This window comes from Streptomyces sp. NPDC002911, assembly GCF_053591835.1.
This window is the reverse complement of sequence record NZ_JBSFUO010000026.1, coordinates 1-17,351: the sequence shown is the minus strand read 5'-3', so window position 1 is coordinate 17,351 and position 17,351 is coordinate 1. Positions and strand designations below refer to the sequence as shown.

Below are 17,351 nucleotides of genomic sequence, written 5' to 3'. Positions count from 1 at the left end.
GCCTCAGCCCTCCGGGAGCTCCACCGGCGCGATCTCGTCGAAGACGTCGCCCGGCCCCGGGTTCGCCGGGTCGGTCGCGCCGCCGAACTGCGCCATCACGCCCCACACGGCGTTCAGCGCGGTCTGCACCGCTCCTTCGGCCCAGCCCGCCGTCCACGAGATGTCGTCGCCCGCGAGGAACAGGCCGCGCTTGTCGGCGGGCAACCGCTCCTGCATGAAGTGGGTGAACAGGCGCCGCTGGTAGCGGTAGTGGCCGGGCAGGTTGGCCTTGAACGCGCCCATGAAGTACGGCTCGTTCTCCCAGGAGACGGTGACCGGGTTCCCGATGACGTGCTTGCGGATGTCGACGCCCGGATAGATCTCGCCGAGCGACTTGAGCATGACGTCCATGCGCTCGTTCGGAGACAGCGGCAGCCATTTCAGGCTGTCGTCGCACCAGGTGTAGGAGAGACAGATGACGGCCGGCTTGTCGGGCCCGTCATCCAGGAGATACGTCCCCCGGGTCATCCGGTCCGTGAGCGTCATGGACATCGTGTCCCGGCCGGTCAGCTCGTCCTCGTCCAGCCAGAACGGCCGGTCGACGGGCACGAAGAGCTTGGACGACTCCATGTAGTGGGTGCGCTCCATCGCCGTCCAGTGGTCGATCGGGAAGAGCGCGTCGTCGCAGGCGATCTTGGAGAGCAGCAGCCAGGACTGGCCGGTGAAGACGGCGGCCCGGTAGGTGCGGATGTCACCGGAGGCATCGGTGACCGTGATCCGGTTCCCCGCGGTGCGGTCGAGCCGGGTCACGGCGGTGCGCGGCTGCCCGTCGTGCAAGGAGGACAGTGAGGTGCCGGAAGGCCAGTACACGGTCTTCTGCGGTTCCCGGTCCCAGAGGCGCAGCGGCAGCTGCTGGCTGCCGCCGACGATTCCCCGGTGGTGGTCGTCGGCCTCGGTGTAGACGACGCGGAGGATCTCCAGGATGGAGTTGGGGAAGTCCGTGTCCCAGCCGCCTGTGCCGAAGCCGACCTGGCCGAAGATCTCGCGGTGCCGGAAGGAGGCGAAGGCGTCGGAGCCGCAGAGGAAGCCGTAGAAGGTCTGGTCGTCGAGCTTCTCGACGAGCTTCGCCCAGATCTCCCGGATACGCGGTACGTCGCGCTCACGCATCGCGCGGTTCATCTCGGAGAAGTCGGCGCCTTCCTCCAGGCAGGAGTTCCAGGCGTCCATCACCTCGCGGTACACCTGGGGCAGGTCGTCGATGGTGCGCGCGTAGTGGGACTCGCCCTTGAGGTCGACGACGGTCGACGGGGTAGCCGGGGAGAGGGGGTTGGGGAACGGCTTGGTCTCCAGGCTCACCAGGTCGATGTAGTGCTGGAGCGCCGTGGACGACGGCGGGAAGCGCATGGCGCCCATCTCGGCGGTGAGCGACGGGTCGCAGCCGTCGAAGCCGACGGTACGCAGCCGGCCGCCGATCCGGTCCGCCTCGTAGACGACGGGCTTCAGGCCCATCTTCATGAGTTCGTACGCGGTGATGATGCCGGAGAGCCCTCCGCCGATGACGGCGACCTCAGTGCCGTGTTCGGTGGCCGGTATCTGCCCGATGCCCGCCGGGTGGGCCAGGAAGTCGTCGTAGGCGTACGGGAAGTCCGGCCCGAACATGGTGATCGGCGGCTGCGCGTCGGTGTGCTGGACGGCGTTGGGCACCGTGGACGTCATGGGGTACGGACTCCTAGCGGGGGAAGTGTGGGACGGGGGCGGGTGCTCGGACCAGGGAGCCGTACAGGCCCGGCCGGCGGTCCTCGATGTACGGGTTCGCGGCGCGCGACCGGGCGAGCGCTCCGGGGTCGGCCTCACCGACGAGCAGTTCCTCGCCGCGGCCGGCGCGCGCGCGGACCGTGCCGTCCGGGCCGGCCAGGCAGCTCAGCCCGGTGAAGTCGAACTCGCCTTCCTTGCCCGCCCTGTTGACGTACGCGATGTAGAGCTGACTCTCGAAGGCACGGACCGGCACGACGGCTTCGGCGACGAACCGGAAGGGGCGCATCAACGCGGTCGGGACCAGCAGCAGCTCGGTCCCGGCCAGGGCGTGCGCGCGCACGTTCTCCGGGAACTCGACGTCGTAGCAGATCAGCAGCCCGATCCGTACGCCGTCGAGCTCGGCCTGCACCACGGGGCGCTCGCCGGGGGTGAACCACTCCTCCTCGAAGCTGCCGAAGAGGTGGGTCTTACGGTAGTTGGCGAGTGCCGTGCCGTCGGGGCCGATGAGCTGTGCCGCGTTGAAGACGGCCTTTCCGGCCCGTTCCGGGTAGCCGTAGTGGACGGCGAGGCCGTGGCGTACGCAGATGCCGGCGACCGCTTGCGCGGAGGGCCCGTCCGCGGGCTCGGCCAGCCCGGGGACGGCGTCGCCGATGGCGTATCCGGTGAGGAACAGCTCCGGGCACACCAGCAGCCGTGCTCCGACGGCGGCAGCCCGAGCTGCGGCCTCCTCGAGCACGGCTAGGTTGTCGTCCACGGAGCCGGCTCGGCCGGAGCTCTGGAGCAGGGCGGTGCGCAACGGCGGCATGGCTGACCTCGGCGGGACGGGCGGGGGGCGGGAGACGTAATGAAGGTACGGCTCCGGGATCACAGCCGACAAGGCGCGATTGTTGCGCGTACACCGTCGATCCGTTGCGCGGGAAGCTACTCCGGCGGTGATTTGTTGTGTGGGGCGTCGTCGCAGATCAGGCGAGTGATGTGGGTCTCGCCGCGCAGCCGCCCGTCTGCCCGCCCGAGGTCAGGCCGGTGGGCCCGGCGAGTACCGCCGCAGCAGCGGGGAGAGCACGAGGACCGACTTGGTCCGCTCGACGTACGGCTCGCCGGCGATCCGCTCCAGCACCTGCTCGAAATGCCGCATGTCCGCGGCGAAGACCTGCACGATCGCGTCGGCGTCCCCCGTCACCGTGGACGCGGACGCGACCTCCGGATACGTGGACAGGCCCCGCTTGATCGCCTCGGGGGCGGTGTTGCGGCTGCAGTAGATCTCGATGAACCCCTCGGTCTCCCAACCGAGCGCCGCCGGGTCGACCCGTACGGTGAAGCCCGTGATGGCGCCGTCGGCGCGCAGCCGGTCCACACGGCGTTTCACCGCGGGGGCGGAGAGGCCGATGAGGGCGCCGATGTCCGCATAGGAGCGACGGGCGTCTTCGGCGAGGGCGTGGACGATGCGTTCGTCGAGGTCGTTCAGGCGCACTTCGGGCGGGTCACTTCTCTGCGGTGGTCGGATTCGGGGTGGCCGGGGGGTCAGCCTCTGGGGCCGCCCCCGAAGTAGACCATGGAGCGCGACGCGCAGGGCGCGCTCACCGTGGAGAACGGCCCGGTCAGAAGGGGAACTCCGAGCGGCCGTACTGGACCGAGATCCACTTCTGCGTGGTGAACGCCTCCAGCATCGACTCGCCGTTCAGCCTCCCGAGGCCCGAGCTCTTCTCCCCGCCGAAGGGGACGATGGGCTCGTCGTGGACCGTGCCGTCGTTGATGTGGATCATGCCGGTGCGGATCCGCTGTCCCACCCGTACGCCGCGCTCGATGTTGCCGGTGTGGACCGCGCCGCTCAGCCCGTACGGGGTGTCGTTGGCGATCCGTACGGCCTCGTCCTCACCGTCGAAGGGGACGAGCAGGGCCACCGGCCCGAATATCTCCTGCTGCAGGACGGGGGAATCGGCGGCCAGTCCGGTCAGCACGGACGGGCCCACCACATTGCCTTCGGCCCGGCCGTGCAGCAGTGCCGTGGCGCCCGCTTCCACAGTCTCCTCGACCAGCTTGGACACGGCGTCGGCCTGCGAGGAGCTGATCAGAGGGCCGATGTGGGTCGTCGGGTCGGCCGGGTCGCCGACGCGGAGGGAGGCGACCTTGGCGACGAACTTCTCGGTGAACTCACGCTCCACCGATCGGTCCAACAGGATGCGGTTGGCCGCCATGCAGACCTGGCCCTGGTGGATGAAGCGGCTGAAGACGGCCGCGTCGACGGCGTAGTCCACATCGGCGTCGTCCAGGACGATCAGCGCGCTGTTGCCGCCCAGTTCGAGCACCGCGCGCTTGAGGTTGGCGGCGCACACCGTCGCGACGTGGCGGCCGATCCTGTCCGAGCCGGTGAAGGAGATGACCTGCGGAACGGGGTGCTCCAGCAGGCTGTCGCCGATCTCGGCGATGTCGGTGACCACCACGCTCAGCAGCCCGGCCGGCAACCCCGCCTCCTCGAACACCTTGGCGATCAGGGTGCCGCCGCAGACCGGAGTGTTCTGGTGCGGCTTGAGGACCACGGCGTTGCCGAGGGCCAGTGCGGGCGCGACCGACTTGAGCGACAGCAGGAAGGGGAAGTTGAAGGGGCTGATGACACCCACGACACCGACCGGCAGCCGGTAGACGCGATTCTCCTTGCCCTCGGTCGGCGAGGGGAGTATCTGCCCCGTGGACCGCAACGTGAGCTGGACCGCCTCACGCAGGAACTCCTTGGCCAGGTGCAGCTCGAAGCCCGCCTTCAGCCGGGTGCCGCCGAGCTCCGCGACGATCGCCTCGCTGATCTCGGTCTCACGCTCTTCGACGACGCGCAGCGCTTTCTCCAGCACCGCCCGCCGGGCGAACGGGTTCGTGTCCGCCCATTCCGGCTGCGCCCGCTCGGCGGCCCGGTATGCCTGGTCGACCTCGTCGGCCGTCGCGACCGTGATCGAGGCGAGCTTCTCCCCGCTGTACGGGTTGAAGTCGATGATGTCCCAGGACCCCTTCCCCGGCCTCCACTCGCCGTCGATGTACTGCTGGGCCAGGTCGGTGAAGAGAGAAGTCATGAAATCCCTTACCACAGAGGGGCGGGCAGCCGATTGCCGCTCATATTACTTATCCTTCAACCAAGTTGAAGGGGAGACCGAAGTGCTCCCTGGTGAAACGAACGGGGCCTCCATCCCCGGAGCACCCTGAGCGCACACGAAAGGTGCCCCTCCCGGCGCGAACGCCGGGCAGGGGCACCCGTGATGCGGGGCCGCCGGGCCCCGCGACATCAACTCCAGCTGGCGTGCAGCGGCTTGCCCTCCGCATAGCCGGCGGCGCTCTGCACACCCACGATCGCCTTCTCGGAGAACTCCTCGAGCGAGAACGCACCCGCGTAGGTGCAGGAAGAACGCACGCCGGCGATGATCGAGTCGATCAGGTCCTCCACACCGGGGCGGGTGGGGTCGAGGAACATCCGCGAGGTGGAGATGCCTTCCTCGAAGAGGCCCTTGCGGGCCCGGTCGTAGGAGGACTCCTCCGAGGTGCGGTTCTTGACCGCGCGCGCCGAGGCCATCCCGAACGACTCCTTGTAGTACCGACCGTCGGCGGACTGCTGGAGGTCGCCGGGCGACTCGTACGTGCCGGCGAACCAGGAGCCGATCATGACGTTGGACGCGCCGGCGGCAAGCGCCATCGCCACATCGCGCGGGTGCCGGACACCCCCGTCGGCCCAGACGTGCTTGCCGTGCTTCTTCGCCTCGGCGGCGCACTCCAGCACGGCGGAGAACTGCGGCCTGCCGACGCCCGTCATCATCCGGGTGGTGCACATCGCACCGGGACCCACACCGACCTTGATGATGTCGGCGCCCGCCTCGATGAGGTCACGCACACCCTCGGCCGCCACGACATTGCCCGCGACGATCGGCACGCCCGGGTCGAGCGCCCGGACGGCGGCGACCGCGCTGATCATGGATTCCTGGTGGCCATGAGCGGTGTCCACGACGAGGGTGTCGACGCCTGCGTCGAGGAGCTGCTTGGCCTTGCCCGCCACATCGCCGTTGATGCCGACGGCCGCCGCGATGCGCAGCTTGCCGTCCGCGTCCGTCGCGGGGGTGTAGAGCGTCGCGCGCAGCGCGGCCTTGCGGGTGAGGATGCCGACGAGCCGGCCGTCCGCGTCGACCGCCGGGGCGAGCTTGCGGTGGGCGCCGTCGAGCTTGTTGAAGGCCTCGCGCGGGTCGATGTCCGCGTCGAGCACGACCAGGTCCTTGGACATGACCTCGGACAGCTGGGTGAATCGGTCCACGCCGGTCAGGTCGTGCTCGGTGACGACTCCGACCGGCCGGTGCCCGGCGTCGACGACGACGCCTGCTCCGTGGGCCCGCTTGTGCAGCAGGGACAGCGCGTCGGCGACGGTCTGGCCGGGGACCAGCACGATCGGCGTGTCGAGCACGAGGTGCCGCGTCTTGACCCAGCCGATGACCTCGGTGACGACCTCGATCGGAATGTCCTGGGGGATCACGACCAGACCGCCGCGGCGGGCGATGGTTTCGGCCATCCGGCGGCCCGCGATGGCGGTCATGTTCGCGACGACGAGCGGAATGGTGGTGCCGCTGCCGTCCGGCGAGGAGAGATCCACGGCCTGCCGGGATCCGACCGCGGAGCGGCCGGGGACCATGAAGACATCGTCGTACGTGAGGTCGTAGGGGACCGAGGGAGAGGCCGTATAGCGACCGGTGCCGGGCTCAAGAAAACGCATAACACCATATTTTCATATGAATCGGTGCAGGTCGTTTCCACAAAGACACAGCAATGCACCCCCGGGTTCGTCAGTTCCTCCAAGGAAACCGCCCGAGGGCCGGGCAAGTGGAAACCTGCCTTACCCATGGACCCTACTCGAACCGGATTCACCTCTTCGTGATCACGATCCCTGGACCGGGTGACGGGGCGTCAGGTAGCTTCACATCCGCAGGTCCCAGCGGTAGGCGCGACGCAGCCCACGAGCCCGGAACACCTGTCACGCGATTGGCCGGAGAGGATGGGGACCCGCCCGTGGAGAGCGAACTGCCCGATATCTATTGCCCGTTCCCCCGACGGAGCAATCCGCATGTGGACCACACCCGCGAGCACCTCGACGCCTGGACGCGGCGCACCGGCCTGGTCCATCGGAAATCGGCCAGGCAGCGCTTCGAGCAGGCGGACTTCGGCGCCTTCGTGGCCATGGTCCACCCGACGGCGAAGAGCGAGCACCTGGACCTGGTCGCCGACTGGTTCGTCTGGCTCTTCCTCGTCGACGACCAGCTGGACGACGGGCATCTGGGCCGCAGCCCCGACCGGGTGCGCGACGTGGTGGAGCGGATGCGCGCCGTGGTCGAGAGCACGGCACGCGCCCCCCGGCCGGACGAGGAGGCCCCCGCCGCGCTCGTCGCCCTGGCGGACCTGTGGGAACGTACAGTCCCGCAGGCCGAGCCCCACTGGCGCACCCGCTTCGCCTGGCACCTCACGACGTATCTGACGACCGCCACCACCTGGGAGGCGGGAAACCGTGCCGAGGGGGTCGTGCCGTCCGAGGCGACGTACATCGCCAAGCGCCGGCACACCGGGGCGATCCATGTGTGTATGGACCTGATAGAGATCGTGGCAGGAGTGAGCGCACCCGAATCGATCCACAACGACGCCCGGTTCATCACTGCGCTGGAAGCGTCCTGCAACGTCGTCTGCTGGGCGAACGACGTCTACTCCTACGAGAAGGAGCAGGTTCTGGGCGAGATCCACAACCTCGTCCATCTGGTCCGTCACCACCGCGGCTATGGTGAGCGCCAGGCGCTCGAGCATGTGTGTGCCGAGATAGCCACCGAGACGAAACGGTTCCTCGCAGCCGAGAGCGATCTGCTGGACCTGTACCCGGAGCTGGCGGGCCTGCTCGTCCCCTATCTCGACGGGATGCGGAGCTGGATGCGCGGGAATCTGGACTGGTCGCGGCAGACCCCCCGCTACAACCCGGCGGACGTCAGCCAGTACGCGGAGCCCGGGGCGTATCTGGAGGAGTCCGTCCTCGGTGTGGGCGCAGACCACGCACGACTGGGCGCCGGCGACTACCGCTGACGCCGGGTACGACAGAGGCCGGGTACCTGTGAGGGTGTCCGGCCTCTGTCGTGAGCGGGTCACGCGTCCGGGTCGGCGCGCTCCAGCGCGGGCCGCTGCCCGGCGGCGGACTCCGTCAGGAGATAGTCGGCCGCAGCCGTGTCCGTGACGAGGCTGGTGACCAGCCCCGAGCGCAGCACCGCACCGATCGCCGCCGCCTTGCGCTGTCCTCCGGCGATGGCCACCACCTCGGGGATCCGGCGCAGCCGGTCGGCCTCCACGGTGATGCACCGCTCACCGAGATCCCGGCCGACCCGGCGACCGTCCGTGTCGAAGAGGTGGGCGGACATCTCCGCCGCGACACCGAGCGAGGCGTAGTGGCCCCGCTCCTCGTCCGAGAGCATGTCGTGGACGGTGGAGATGCCCGGCTCCCAGGAACCGATGGAGACCGCGGCGACCGTCACCTTGTCGAAGTACTCGAAAGCGCGGGCGATACCCGTCTGGTGGCGCAGTGCGGCCGCCGTCGCCGGATCGGGCAGCAGCATCGGGGCGTAGATCGGGTGCGCCTCACCGCCGGACACCTGTGCGGCCCGGCGCACCGCCTCGACCGAGCCGCGCTCCGCCGTCCCCGCGTCGTAGACACCGGTGAGCTGCACGACCGTGCACGGGGGCAGCCGGTCGAGGGCCGCCGCCATGTGGATGGTGGAGCGGCCCCAGGCCAGCCCCAGCACATCCCCCTCGTTCACCAGTTCGCCGAGCAGATCGGCCGCCACCTCGCCGAGATTCTCCGGGTCCGCGGCGTCGTCCTGCTCCTCCGCCGGTGATTCCACCACGACAGCGTGCCGCAGACCGTAGCGGGCCCGGAGCGCGTCGGAGCGCTCCGCATCCAGCTCCGCCGGTACCCGGATCTCGATCCGTACGAGATCACGCTCGAGGGCCGTCTCCAGGACCCGGGCCACCTTGAAGCGGCTGACGCCGAACTCCTCGGCGATCTGGATCTTCGACTTTCCCTCGAGGTAGAACCGGCGGGCCATGGCCGCCGCCTGCACCAGCTCCGCGGGGCCCATCCGCATGGCTGACCGACCCGCCGAGATGCCAGACACCGCGATCTCCTCACTGCTGTTCACACGCTCGTACGCCGTTCATCCTGTCAGATCCGGCGATCCTTGATCAGGCCCGTCGGGCCGCGTTCATCCGAGGTTGGTTCAGTGGCCGCATGCCCAGGGTGCGGAAGCCGTGGCCGAGTCCGCCTGGGCACGCAGCGCCCGTACCGCCTCGGCCGGGTCGTCGGCCCCGTAGACCGCCGAGCCCGCGACGAACACATCCGCACCGGCCTCGGCGCACCGCTCGATGGTGGTGGCGGAGACCCCACCGTCGACCTGCAGCCACAGCTCGAGACCGTGCTTCGAGATCAGCTCACGGGTGCGGCGGATCTTCGGCAGCATGATGTCCAGGAACGCCTGGCCGCCGAACCCCGGCTCCACCGTCATGATCAGCAGCATGTCGAGCTCCGGGAGCAGGTCCTCGTACGGCTCGATGGGCGTCGCGGGCTTGAGCGCCATGGAGGCACGCGCGCCCTTCGCCCTGATCTCCCGTGCCAGCCGTACGGGCGCGGCCGCGGCCTCCGCGTGGAAGGTGACCGAACCCGCACCGGCCTCGACGTACTGCGGCGCCCAGCGATCCGCGTTCTCGATCATGAGGTGGCAGTCCAGCGGGGTGTCCGTGGCCTTGCTCAGCGCTTCCACGATGGGCACACCGAGCGTCAGGTTGGGCACGAAATGGTTGTCCATGACATCGACATGGAGCCAGTCGGCGCCTTCCACGGCCTTCGCCTCCTCGGCGAGACGTGCGAAGTCGGCGGACAGGATGCTGGGGTTGATCTGGGCCATGCACCCAGCCTGCCATGCTCCGCGCCACTTCCCCGCCTCGGTGCGCCACAAAGCCTCACGGGATCATTACGGTTCGCACAATCTCGGTCTTTTCACCCCGAGATTCCGTCCACGGTCCCGGCCCTCCTACGACGTCCGGGAGACGGCGTACGGACTCGTCGAGTACGTCCGGTCCGTACCAGGGCGCGGACAGCCCCTGGTGCCCGCCATGAGGCTGTGTTAGAAACTCCCCGTGATCAGCGACCAGTTCCTGAAGGCGCGCCTCAGCATCGATCTCTGCCGTGTGACCAGCTGCTCCTGTTGAGCCTGGACCGGCAGCGCTGAGCGCTTCCAGAACTGTGCTTCGTCGTCCGCCCGCCTTCCGGCCGCCCCTCGGGTGAGCCGGCGGTCTCCCTCCAGAACCTTGCCCGCGAGCCGGACCGGACGGTTCCCGTCCGCGTACGGCGTACGGCCGCACACGTTCTGCAGGACCCCTCCCCCGTTGCCCGCGGGCGCATCCCCCTGCCCTGCCCTGTCCGCCCGCCCGGCGGCCCGGTGTCCTCGGCACCTCTCGACGGAGTCCGCCTTGACCACATCCACCACCACGGAGAAGCAGCCGCCCCGCTCGGCGCTCTCCGGTGAACCCGCTCCCTCCGCGCCCTCGCCGCGCCGCCGCTCACCGCAGAGGACCTGGGGCTGCGGCTGCTCGCGCTGGTCGTGCTGCTCGCCCGTGGCAGCTCGTCACCGCCCTGCGGCTGTGGCCGCCGCTGCTGGTGTTCCGCCGCCGTCGGCCGTCTGGCAGGCGCTCGTCGAGACGTCCGGCACCCATGACGGGGTGCGCGGCTACCAGGGCCACACCCTGATCGGGCGTCGCACTGGACGTCCCGATTCCCCTCCCCCGTACCGGGATTGAAAACCCGGACCGGCTGCGGGGGCTGCCCGAGTACGCCGCGCTGCGCGCCGAGATCGGATCGGCGGTACGCGACGCGGCCCGCTGAACAGACGGAGGCCGGCCGACCCTTGCGAGCGGCCTCCGCACACCCTTCACGCAGACAGGAGCCCCCCATGTCCCTCACCGCGTCCATCGGTTCCGGCACCGCGCTACGCGCCTCCCGGCTGCCTCCGGACGGGCTGTACGAAGGCCCCCGCGAGCTGCGCAGGCTGGCGCCGGGGCAGCCCGACCGGCCCTACACACTGTTCGACGTCGTTCCGCTCGGTGCGGTCATCGGAGCCGAGATCAGCGGCGTCGACCTGACCCGTCCGCTGGCCCCCGCCGTGCGCGCGGAGCTCGACCGGGCGCTGCTGGAATGGAAGGTGCTCTTCTTCCGGGGGCAGCACCCCAGCTCGGCCGAGCAGCGTGCCTTCGCCCGCAACTGGGGCGAGCTGGAGACCAACCCCCTGCTGGCCGCCGGGGACGATCCGCGGGTGGCGCGCTTCGACCGCTCGTCCGCACCGAGCTTCGAGAACGTCTGGCACACCGATGTGACGTTCCGGGAGCGGCCCGCGCTCGGTGCGGTCCTCCACCTGCGCGAGGTGCCTCCGTACGGCGGCGACACGATGTGGGCCGACATGGCCGCCGCGTACGACAATCTCCCGCCGGAGGTGAAGGCTCGTCTGGAAGGAGCGCGTGCCGTCCACGACTTCGTGCCGGGTTTCTCGCGGTTCACGCCCGAGGAACGGCTGGTCCCCTTCCAGGAGCGCTTCCCGCCGGTCGAGCACCCGGTGGTGCGGACGCATCCCGGCACCGGGCGCCGGATGCTCTTCGTCAACACCTCGTTCACCACCCGGATCGTGGGCTGGGACCGGGAGGAGAGCGACCGGATGCTGCGTCTGCTGTTCCAGCAGGCCCATGTGCCCGAGTATCAGGTGCGCTTCACCTGGCGCGCGGGTGACGTCGCCTTCTGGGACAACCGGGCGACGCAGCACTACGCGGTGAACGACTACGCCCCGCACCGCAGGGTGGCCGAGCGTGTCGCCGTCGCGGGCGACCGCCCGCGCTGACGGACCGCCCGCCCGGGTGCGGCAGCGCCGGGTCAGCCCGTGCGGCGCAGCAGGGCCAGGTACATCGCGTCCGTGCCGTGCAGATGCGGCCACAGCTGGACGTCGGGCCCGTCGCCCAGCGCGGGCACGCCGGGCAGCAGGGGACGGGCGTCCACCCACTCCGCCTCGACCGGTGCTCCTCCCCGCCCCTTGAGCACGTCCTCGACGACGACCCTGGTCTCCGCGAGATGCGGCGAGCAGGTCGCGTAACCGACGACCCCGCCGATGCGTACGGCCTTCAACGCCTCGCGCAGCAGGCCCCGTTGCAGGGGGGCGAAGCTCTCCAGGTCGTCCGCGCGGCGCCGCCAGCGGGATTCCGGTCGCCGGCGCAGCGCGCCGAGGCCGGAGCAGGGGACGTCCATGAGGACCCGGTCGAAGGTGCCGGGCTGCCAGGGCGGCCGGGTCCCGTCGGTAATGACCACCTGGTACGGCCCTGGGTTGCCGGCCAGCGCGCGCTCGACGAGGCGGGCGCGGTGCGGCTGCTTCTCCGCGGCGAGCAGGGTGGCGCCACGTCCGGCGGCGAGCGCGGCCAGCAGCGCGGCCTTGCCGCCCGGGCCCGCGCAGCCGTCCAGCCACCGGGTGTCCTCGCCCTCGACCGGCGCGTCGGCCAGGGCGGTGGCGACGAGCTGGCTGCCCTCGTCCTGGACACCGGCACTGCCGTCGCGTACGGCGGCCAGGGCGCCGGGCTCGCCGCCCTCGGCCATCCGTACGGCGTACGGCGACCAGCGGCCGGGAAGGCCGCTCTCCTCGCCGAGGGCGGCCAGCAGCTCGTCGGTGGTGGAGCGGCCGGGGCGGGCGACCAGCGTCACCTCGGGCCGTTCGTTGTCGGCCTCCAGCAGGTCCTCGATCCCGGCGCGGCCGCCGCCCAGGGCGTCCCAGAGGGCGGAGACGACCCAGCGGGGGTGCGAGTGGACGACGGAGAGGTGTTCCTCGGCGTCCTCGTCGTACGAGGGCGCGACGCGCTCCAGCCAGCCGTCGAGGTCGTGCGCGGTGACTTTGCGCAGGACCGCGTTGACGAATTTTGCGCGGCCCTCGCCGAGCACCACCCGCGCCAGCTCAACACTGGCGGAGACGGCGGCGTGCGTGGGGATGCGGGTGCCGAGCAGCTGGTGGACGCCCATGTTGAGCACATCGAGCACCGGAGGGTCGACCTCGCGCAGCGGCCGGTCGATGCAGGCGGCGACGATCGCGTCGTACGTGCCCTGACGGCGCAGGGTCCCGTAGACCAGCTCGGTCGCCAGCGCCGCGTCCCTGCCCTCGAAGTCGCCCTTGGCCCGTGCCTTCTTCAGCAGCGGGGGGAGGACGAGGTTGGCGTAGGCGTCGCGCTCGTCGACGGCCCTGAGCGCCTCGAAGGCGAGAAACCGGACGGGGTCCTTCTGAGGACGGCGATGCGGCTTGGCTGGACGGCGACGCTGCTGGTCGTTCACGTGAAAGGTGCTCCGCTGATGGTGAGGGGGCGAACCCGTCCAGCGTACGTCGCCGGGGCCGGACGCCCCCTCCCCGGTCTCAGAGGCCCAGCAGCTCCCCGTGGGCGATGCGCACGCCTCGCGCCCAGTCGGCGGCCCTCATCGGCTTCTTGCCCTGCGGCTGGACCCAGAGAAGCTCCACGGCGTGCGAGCCGGTGCCTGCGTACACGTTGTTCTTACCCGCGGACAGCTCGCCCGGGGCCAGATCCGTACGGTCCAGGACGGGCACCGCATGGACCAGCTTGAGGCGCTCGCCGCGGAAGAGGGTCCATGCCCCCGGGGCAGGGGTACAGCCTCGCACCACACGGTCGACCCGGAGCGCGGGATCGGACCACCGCACCTCGGCGTCCTCGACGCTGATCTTGGGTGCGAGGGTGACTCCCTCGGCGGGCTGCGGAACGGCGTGCAAGGTGCCGTCCTCTATGCCGTCCATGGTCGCCGCGAGCAGCCCGGCGCCCGCGAAGGCGAGCCGGGTGAGCAGATCACCGCTGGTGTCGGTGGGCCGGATCTCCTCGGTCAGGACGCCGTACACCGGCCCCGAGTCCAGCCCCTTCTCGATCAAAAACGTCGACGCGCCGGTGACCTCGTCCCCGGCCATCACCGCGTGCTGCACGGGTGCGGCGCCGCGCCAGGCGGGAAGGAGCGAAAAGTGCAGGTTGACCCAGCCGCGGGTAGGGACGGCGAGTGCGGCCTCGGGCAGCAGCGCGCCGTACGCGACGACGGGACAGCAGTCCGGGGCGATCTCCCGCAATCGGGCCAGGAAGTCCTCGTCGCGCGGCCTGGCGGGCTTGAGCACCTCGATACCCTCCTCCTCGGCGCGCTCGGCCACGGGGCTGGCGATCAGCCGTCGTCCCCGCCCGGCAGGTGCGTCGGGGCGGGTCACCACGGCGGCCACCTCGTGGCGGTCGGAGGCGATCAGTGCGTCCAGAGCGGGAACGGCTACCTCGGGGGTGCCTGCGAAGACGAGCTTCATGGGTGGCGGACTGCCTCTCGGGCGGAACGTACGTGGCGAGCAGCACACCAGTCTAGGCCGTGTCCGCGAAGTCCCGCCCGCCTGCCGTGGCATGGCGGCCGGGGGGCGTACACAGGCCCGTGCGCCCCGCGCGGTTGCCCATACGCTCTTCATGCGTGACCACATGGGCGGGTGACGCGTTGGTCAAGAGAGATTGACCGAAGTGGACCGCCGCCGCGCGGTCCGATCCCTTTCAACGCCGGTTCGAGAGGCTTGTTCATGGCCGACCACGCAACCCACGACGCCCAAGCGCGTGCCAGTCTGCACCTGTTGGTGCGGGACATCGAGCGGGTCCGGCGGCAGGTGGACGCGCTGCGTACCCTCACTGCGCAGCTGGGCAACGTCTACCGTCCGCGCCGCTCCAGCCCGTCCGCGGGCTTCGTCGTCTACGGCAGGGCGCCGGCCCCGACGGTCCGGCTCGCGCAGGAACTGCGGGACAGCGTCGAGACGCTGGTCACCGCGGCGGTGGACTTCGACCGCTCGCTGGGCTTCTCGTGGGACGCGGTGGGCTCCGCCCTCGGAGTCACCAAGCAGGCGGTGCACCGCCGTTACGGCGTGCGCCGTAACGCCCCGCAGCCCGCGCCGGCGGATACCACTCCCGAGGACGCGCACCGTGCGGTGCCCGCGACGCCGGGCTCCTCCCCCGCGCTGCCGGTCGTGCCCGCGGCCCGCTCCATGCCGCCGCAGCCCTCGGACCGCCCCGGCGTCTTTCCCGGCCCGCGCAACGGCTGACGGGAACGGCTGACGGCGGGGTCCTGGCCGGGATCGCCCGACGGGCCTTCTCGGCCCGGCCACGTCAGCCGATGTCCGGCGGATCGATCCTGATCCGTACGGGATCCGCGGTGGCCCTGGCCGTCCGTGCCGCCTGCGCCGCCTTGAGGGCGGCCGCCAACGCCGCTCCCCGCCCCGGCGGGACCCTGACCAGCGCCCGCTCCCAGGTCTCGCCGGGCGGGGGGTCCCCCTGTCTACGGGGCCTGCCGGGAGCGGCTCCCGGCACCGGGACCGGGCCGAGCACCTCCGCCTCGGGCGGCAGGTCCGCACCGGCGAGGTAGGCGGCCACCGCTTCCGGCGGTCCGGTCACCGAGGCCATCCGGGACACCGGCGGGAAACCGAGCTCGGCGCGTTCCGCGAGCTCACGGCGAGCGTGGCCTACCGGGTCCCAGCGGACCAGAGCCTGCACGGGCCGCAGGGTCGGCTCGGCCACGATCACCACCGTGCCGCCCTCAGGCTGCCCACGCACCAGCGCGGCGGCGGCCGTCCAGCGCCGCAGCGCCTCCTCGCCCGCCCGCAGGTCGGGCCGGCCGACCATCGCCCAGCCGTCCAGCAGCAGTGCTGCCGCGTAACCGCCTTCGGCCACCGGCTCCGCGCCGGGGGTGCTCACCACGAGGGCGGGCTGGTCGGGCACGGAATCCAGCACGTGGTCCCGCCCCGACGTCCGTACCGGGACGGCGGGAAACGCGCGCCCCAGCTCCTCGGCGGTCCGGCGGGCGCCGACGATCTGCGCCCGCAGCCGGACGCCACCGCAGGCGGTGCAGCTCCAGGCCGTCTCGGCCCGCCCGCACCAGGCGCAGTTGAGATCCTGCTGGTCGGGTGCCTGCAACGGCCCCGCGCAGTGCCGGCACCGCGCGGGTTCACGACAGCGCTCGCAGGCCAGCCTGGGCGCGTATCCCCGGCGCGGCACCTGGACGAGGACGGGGCCGCTGCGCAGGCCGTCCCGTACGGTCTGCCAGGCCAGGCTGGGCAGCCGGGCCGAGCGGGCCGCGCCGTCCCGCGCGAGCTCCCCGTCGCCGACCGTACGCACGAGGGGTGCCGCGATCCGCAACTGGTCCCGGTCCGCGCGCAAGGGCAGCGCCCAGCCGCTCTCGACCAGCTGGGCGGCCTCCACCGTGCAGTTCGTCCCGCCCAGCAGGAAGGCGCAGCGGCCGTGCGCCGCCCGCAGCTCCAAAACCTCCCTGACGTGCGGAAAGGGGGCGTTCTCGTCGCTGTGGCTGGAGTCCCCGTCGTCCCAGAGTGCCACCAGGCCCAGGTCGGCGACCGGGGCGAACATCGCGGCCCTGGTCCCGACCACGGCGCGCACGGAGCCGCGCCGGACCGCCAGCCACTGCCGGTAGCGCTTCTCCGGTCCGGAGTCGGCGGTCAGGAGCGCGTGGCGCCCCTCCCCCAGCACCGCGGTGAGCGCGGCGTCGACGCGCCCGGCACTCCGCCCGTCCGGTACGACGACGAGCGCGCCCCGGCCCGAGGCCAGGGCCGCGGCCATGGCGCGGGCGATCTCCTCCGGCCAGTGCGGTCCGGGCAGCGCGGTCCACACGGCCCGGGGCGCCCCGCCCTCGGCCAGCGCCCGCAGGAATCCTGGGCCCTGCGCATACCGCTCCCAGGTCCCGGGTGCCGGGGCGGCGGGCGGCGGCAGGGGGACGGGCGACGCCTTGGACTCCGCGCGGCCGTTCCTGGGCGGCACGGCGAGCTGCAGCACGTCCGCGAGGCTGCCGGCGTAACGGTCGGCGACGGCCCGCGAGAGCTCGAGCAGCTCCGGCCCGAGCACCGGCTCGGGCGAGACGACGTAAGCGAGGGCCGCCAGGGCCCCCTGGTAGTCCGACGAGGCCCGCCGCTCGATCAGGAAGCCGTCGATCAGACCGCCGCCCTCGCGCCTCCCGCCGCGGACCTGGCGTCCCCCGGCCCCGAACCGCACCCGGACCCGGACCCCGGGCTGCGCGTCCGCGTCGAGCTCCTCGGGGACTGCGTAGTCGAAGTACTGATCGAGGTGGAGCGCGCCCTTGTTCACCAGGACGCGGGCGACGGGGAACTCCTCGGCGAGCGCGGCACCCCGCCAGGTCCGCGGCTTGGCACGGGGCACCTTGGCCTGGCGCACCGTCTCCCGGATGAGCGCAAGCTGCTCCGGCGCCCCGGACCCGGGCTCGTCGGACCGCTCGTCGTCGCTGCTCACAGCCATATTCCTACCAGACCCCACTGACACGCCCCGGCTGTCCGGAGGAGCCGTCCCGAACAACCGCACGCACCGGGGCCCGGACACCGCGCGCGGTGTCCGGGCCCCGGAGAAGGTCGAACCAGCGGTGCTAGAGGCCGGCCGCCTTGCGCAGCGCGTCCACGCGGTCGGTGCGCTCCCAGGTGAAGTCGGGGAGCTCACGGCCGAAGTGGCCGTAGGCGGCGGTCTGG

Annotated in this window: 14 protein-coding genes and 1 pseudogene; 5 read left to right on the top strand and 10 right to left on the bottom strand. The window is 71.4% G+C overall.

What is annotated here, in order from left to right; all coding sequences use genetic code 11:
• Positions 1-3: 3 nt before the first annotated feature.
• The 5 genes from ACWD04_RS27525 to ACWD04_RS27505 form a co-directional block, all read right to left on the bottom strand.
• A complete protein-coding gene (locus ACWD04_RS27525) occupies positions 4-1,695 on the bottom strand; it encodes a flavin monoamine oxidase family protein (protein WP_451136328.1) in 1,692 nt (563 codons plus the stop codon).
• 13 nt (positions 1,696-1,708) lie between these two features.
• The gene (locus ACWD04_RS27520; RefSeq protein WP_451136326.1) at positions 1,709-2,539 is read right to left on the bottom strand and encodes a carbon-nitrogen hydrolase family protein; all 831 of its coding nucleotides are present in this window, start codon (positions 2,537-2,539) and stop codon (positions 1,709-1,711) included.
• A 210-nt stretch (positions 2,540-2,749) separates the two neighbouring features.
• Positions 2,750-3,205 (bottom strand): Lrp/AsnC family transcriptional regulator, encoded by a 456-nt coding sequence (locus ACWD04_RS27515; protein WP_451136324.1) that lies wholly within the window; start codon positions 3,203-3,205, stop codon positions 2,750-2,752.
• 127 nt (positions 3,206-3,332) lie between these two features.
• On the bottom strand, positions 3,333-4,793 hold the full coding sequence (locus ACWD04_RS27510; RefSeq protein ID WP_451136322.1) for an aldehyde dehydrogenase family protein: 1,461 nt from the start codon (positions 4,791-4,793) through the stop codon (positions 3,333-3,335).
• 209 nt (positions 4,794-5,002) lie between these two features.
• Entirely contained in the window at positions 5,003-6,469 is a 1,467-nt protein-coding gene (locus tag ACWD04_RS27505) for a GuaB1 family IMP dehydrogenase-related protein (RefSeq protein WP_451136320.1), read from the bottom strand.
• 293 nt (positions 6,470-6,762) lie between these two features.
• Between ACWD04_RS27505 and ACWD04_RS27500 the strand changes: the two genes are divergently transcribed.
• Positions 6,763-7,815: a terpene synthase family protein gene (locus ACWD04_RS27500; RefSeq protein ID WP_451136318.1), complete on the top strand. Its 1,053-nt coding sequence runs from the start codon at positions 6,763-6,765 to the stop codon at positions 7,813-7,815.
• A gap of 59 nt (positions 7,816-7,874) precedes the next feature.
• Here the strand turns inward: ACWD04_RS27500 and ACWD04_RS27495 are convergent, their stop codons facing one another.
• Both ACWD04_RS27495 and rpe read right to left on the bottom strand, forming a co-directional pair.
• Positions 7,875-8,867: a sugar-binding transcriptional regulator gene (locus ACWD04_RS27495; RefSeq protein WP_451136410.1), complete on the bottom strand. Its 993-nt coding sequence runs from the start codon at positions 8,865-8,867 to the stop codon at positions 7,875-7,877.
• Positions 8,868-8,999: 132 nt separating this feature from the next.
• The gene (gene rpe, locus ACWD04_RS27490) at positions 9,000-9,683 is read right to left on the bottom strand and encodes a ribulose-phosphate 3-epimerase (protein WP_451136316.1); all 684 of its coding nucleotides are present in this window, start codon (positions 9,681-9,683) and stop codon (positions 9,000-9,002) included.
• Between the two features lie 565 nt (positions 9,684-10,248).
• Here rpe and ACWD04_RS27485 point away from each other — a divergent pair.
• The 3 genes and pseudogenes from ACWD04_RS27485 (at position 10,249) to ACWD04_RS27475 (ending at position 11,663) form a co-directional block, all read left to right on the top strand.
• A complete protein-coding gene (locus tag ACWD04_RS27485; protein WP_451136314.1) occupies positions 10,249-10,575 on the top strand; it encodes a hypothetical protein in 327 nt (108 codons plus the stop codon).
• Positions 10,532-10,660 (top strand): annotated as a pseudogene (locus ACWD04_RS27480) (ABC transporter ATP-binding protein); the annotation flags it as partial. The gene ACWD04_RS27485 and the pseudogene ACWD04_RS27480, both read left to right, overlap by 44 nt.
• A gap of 67 nt (positions 10,661-10,727) precedes the next feature.
• Positions 10,728-11,663 (top strand): TauD/TfdA dioxygenase family protein, encoded by a 936-nt coding sequence (locus ACWD04_RS27475; protein ID WP_451136312.1) that lies wholly within the window; start codon positions 10,728-10,730, stop codon positions 11,661-11,663.
• A gap of 32 nt (positions 11,664-11,695) precedes the next feature.
• On the opposite strand, the gene ACWD04_RS27470 is transcribed toward ACWD04_RS27475, so the two are convergent.
• Positions 11,696-13,129, bottom strand: coding sequence for an RsmB/NOP family class I SAM-dependent RNA methyltransferase (locus ACWD04_RS27470; RefSeq protein WP_451136310.1), 1,434 nt, complete (start codon positions 13,127-13,129; stop codon positions 11,696-11,698).
• Positions 13,130-13,208: 79 nt separating this feature from the next.
• Positions 13,209-14,141: a methionyl-tRNA formyltransferase gene (gene fmt / locus ACWD04_RS27465; protein WP_451136308.1), complete on the bottom strand. Its 933-nt coding sequence runs from the start codon at positions 14,139-14,141 to the stop codon at positions 13,209-13,211.
• Positions 14,142-14,399: 258 nt separating this feature from the next.
• On the opposite strand from fmt, the gene ACWD04_RS27460 reads away from it, so the two are divergent.
• A complete protein-coding gene (locus tag ACWD04_RS27460; protein ID WP_451136306.1) occupies positions 14,400-14,912 on the top strand; it encodes a hypothetical protein in 513 nt (170 codons plus the stop codon).
• A gap of 64 nt (positions 14,913-14,976) precedes the next feature.
• Here ACWD04_RS27460 and ACWD04_RS27455 read toward each other — a convergent pair whose 3' ends face one another.
• The gene (locus ACWD04_RS27455) at positions 14,977-17,121 is read right to left on the bottom strand and encodes a primosomal protein N' (RefSeq protein WP_451136304.1); all 2,145 of its coding nucleotides are present in this window, start codon (positions 17,119-17,121) and stop codon (positions 14,977-14,979) included.
• Positions 17,122-17,351: the final 230 nt, after the last annotated feature.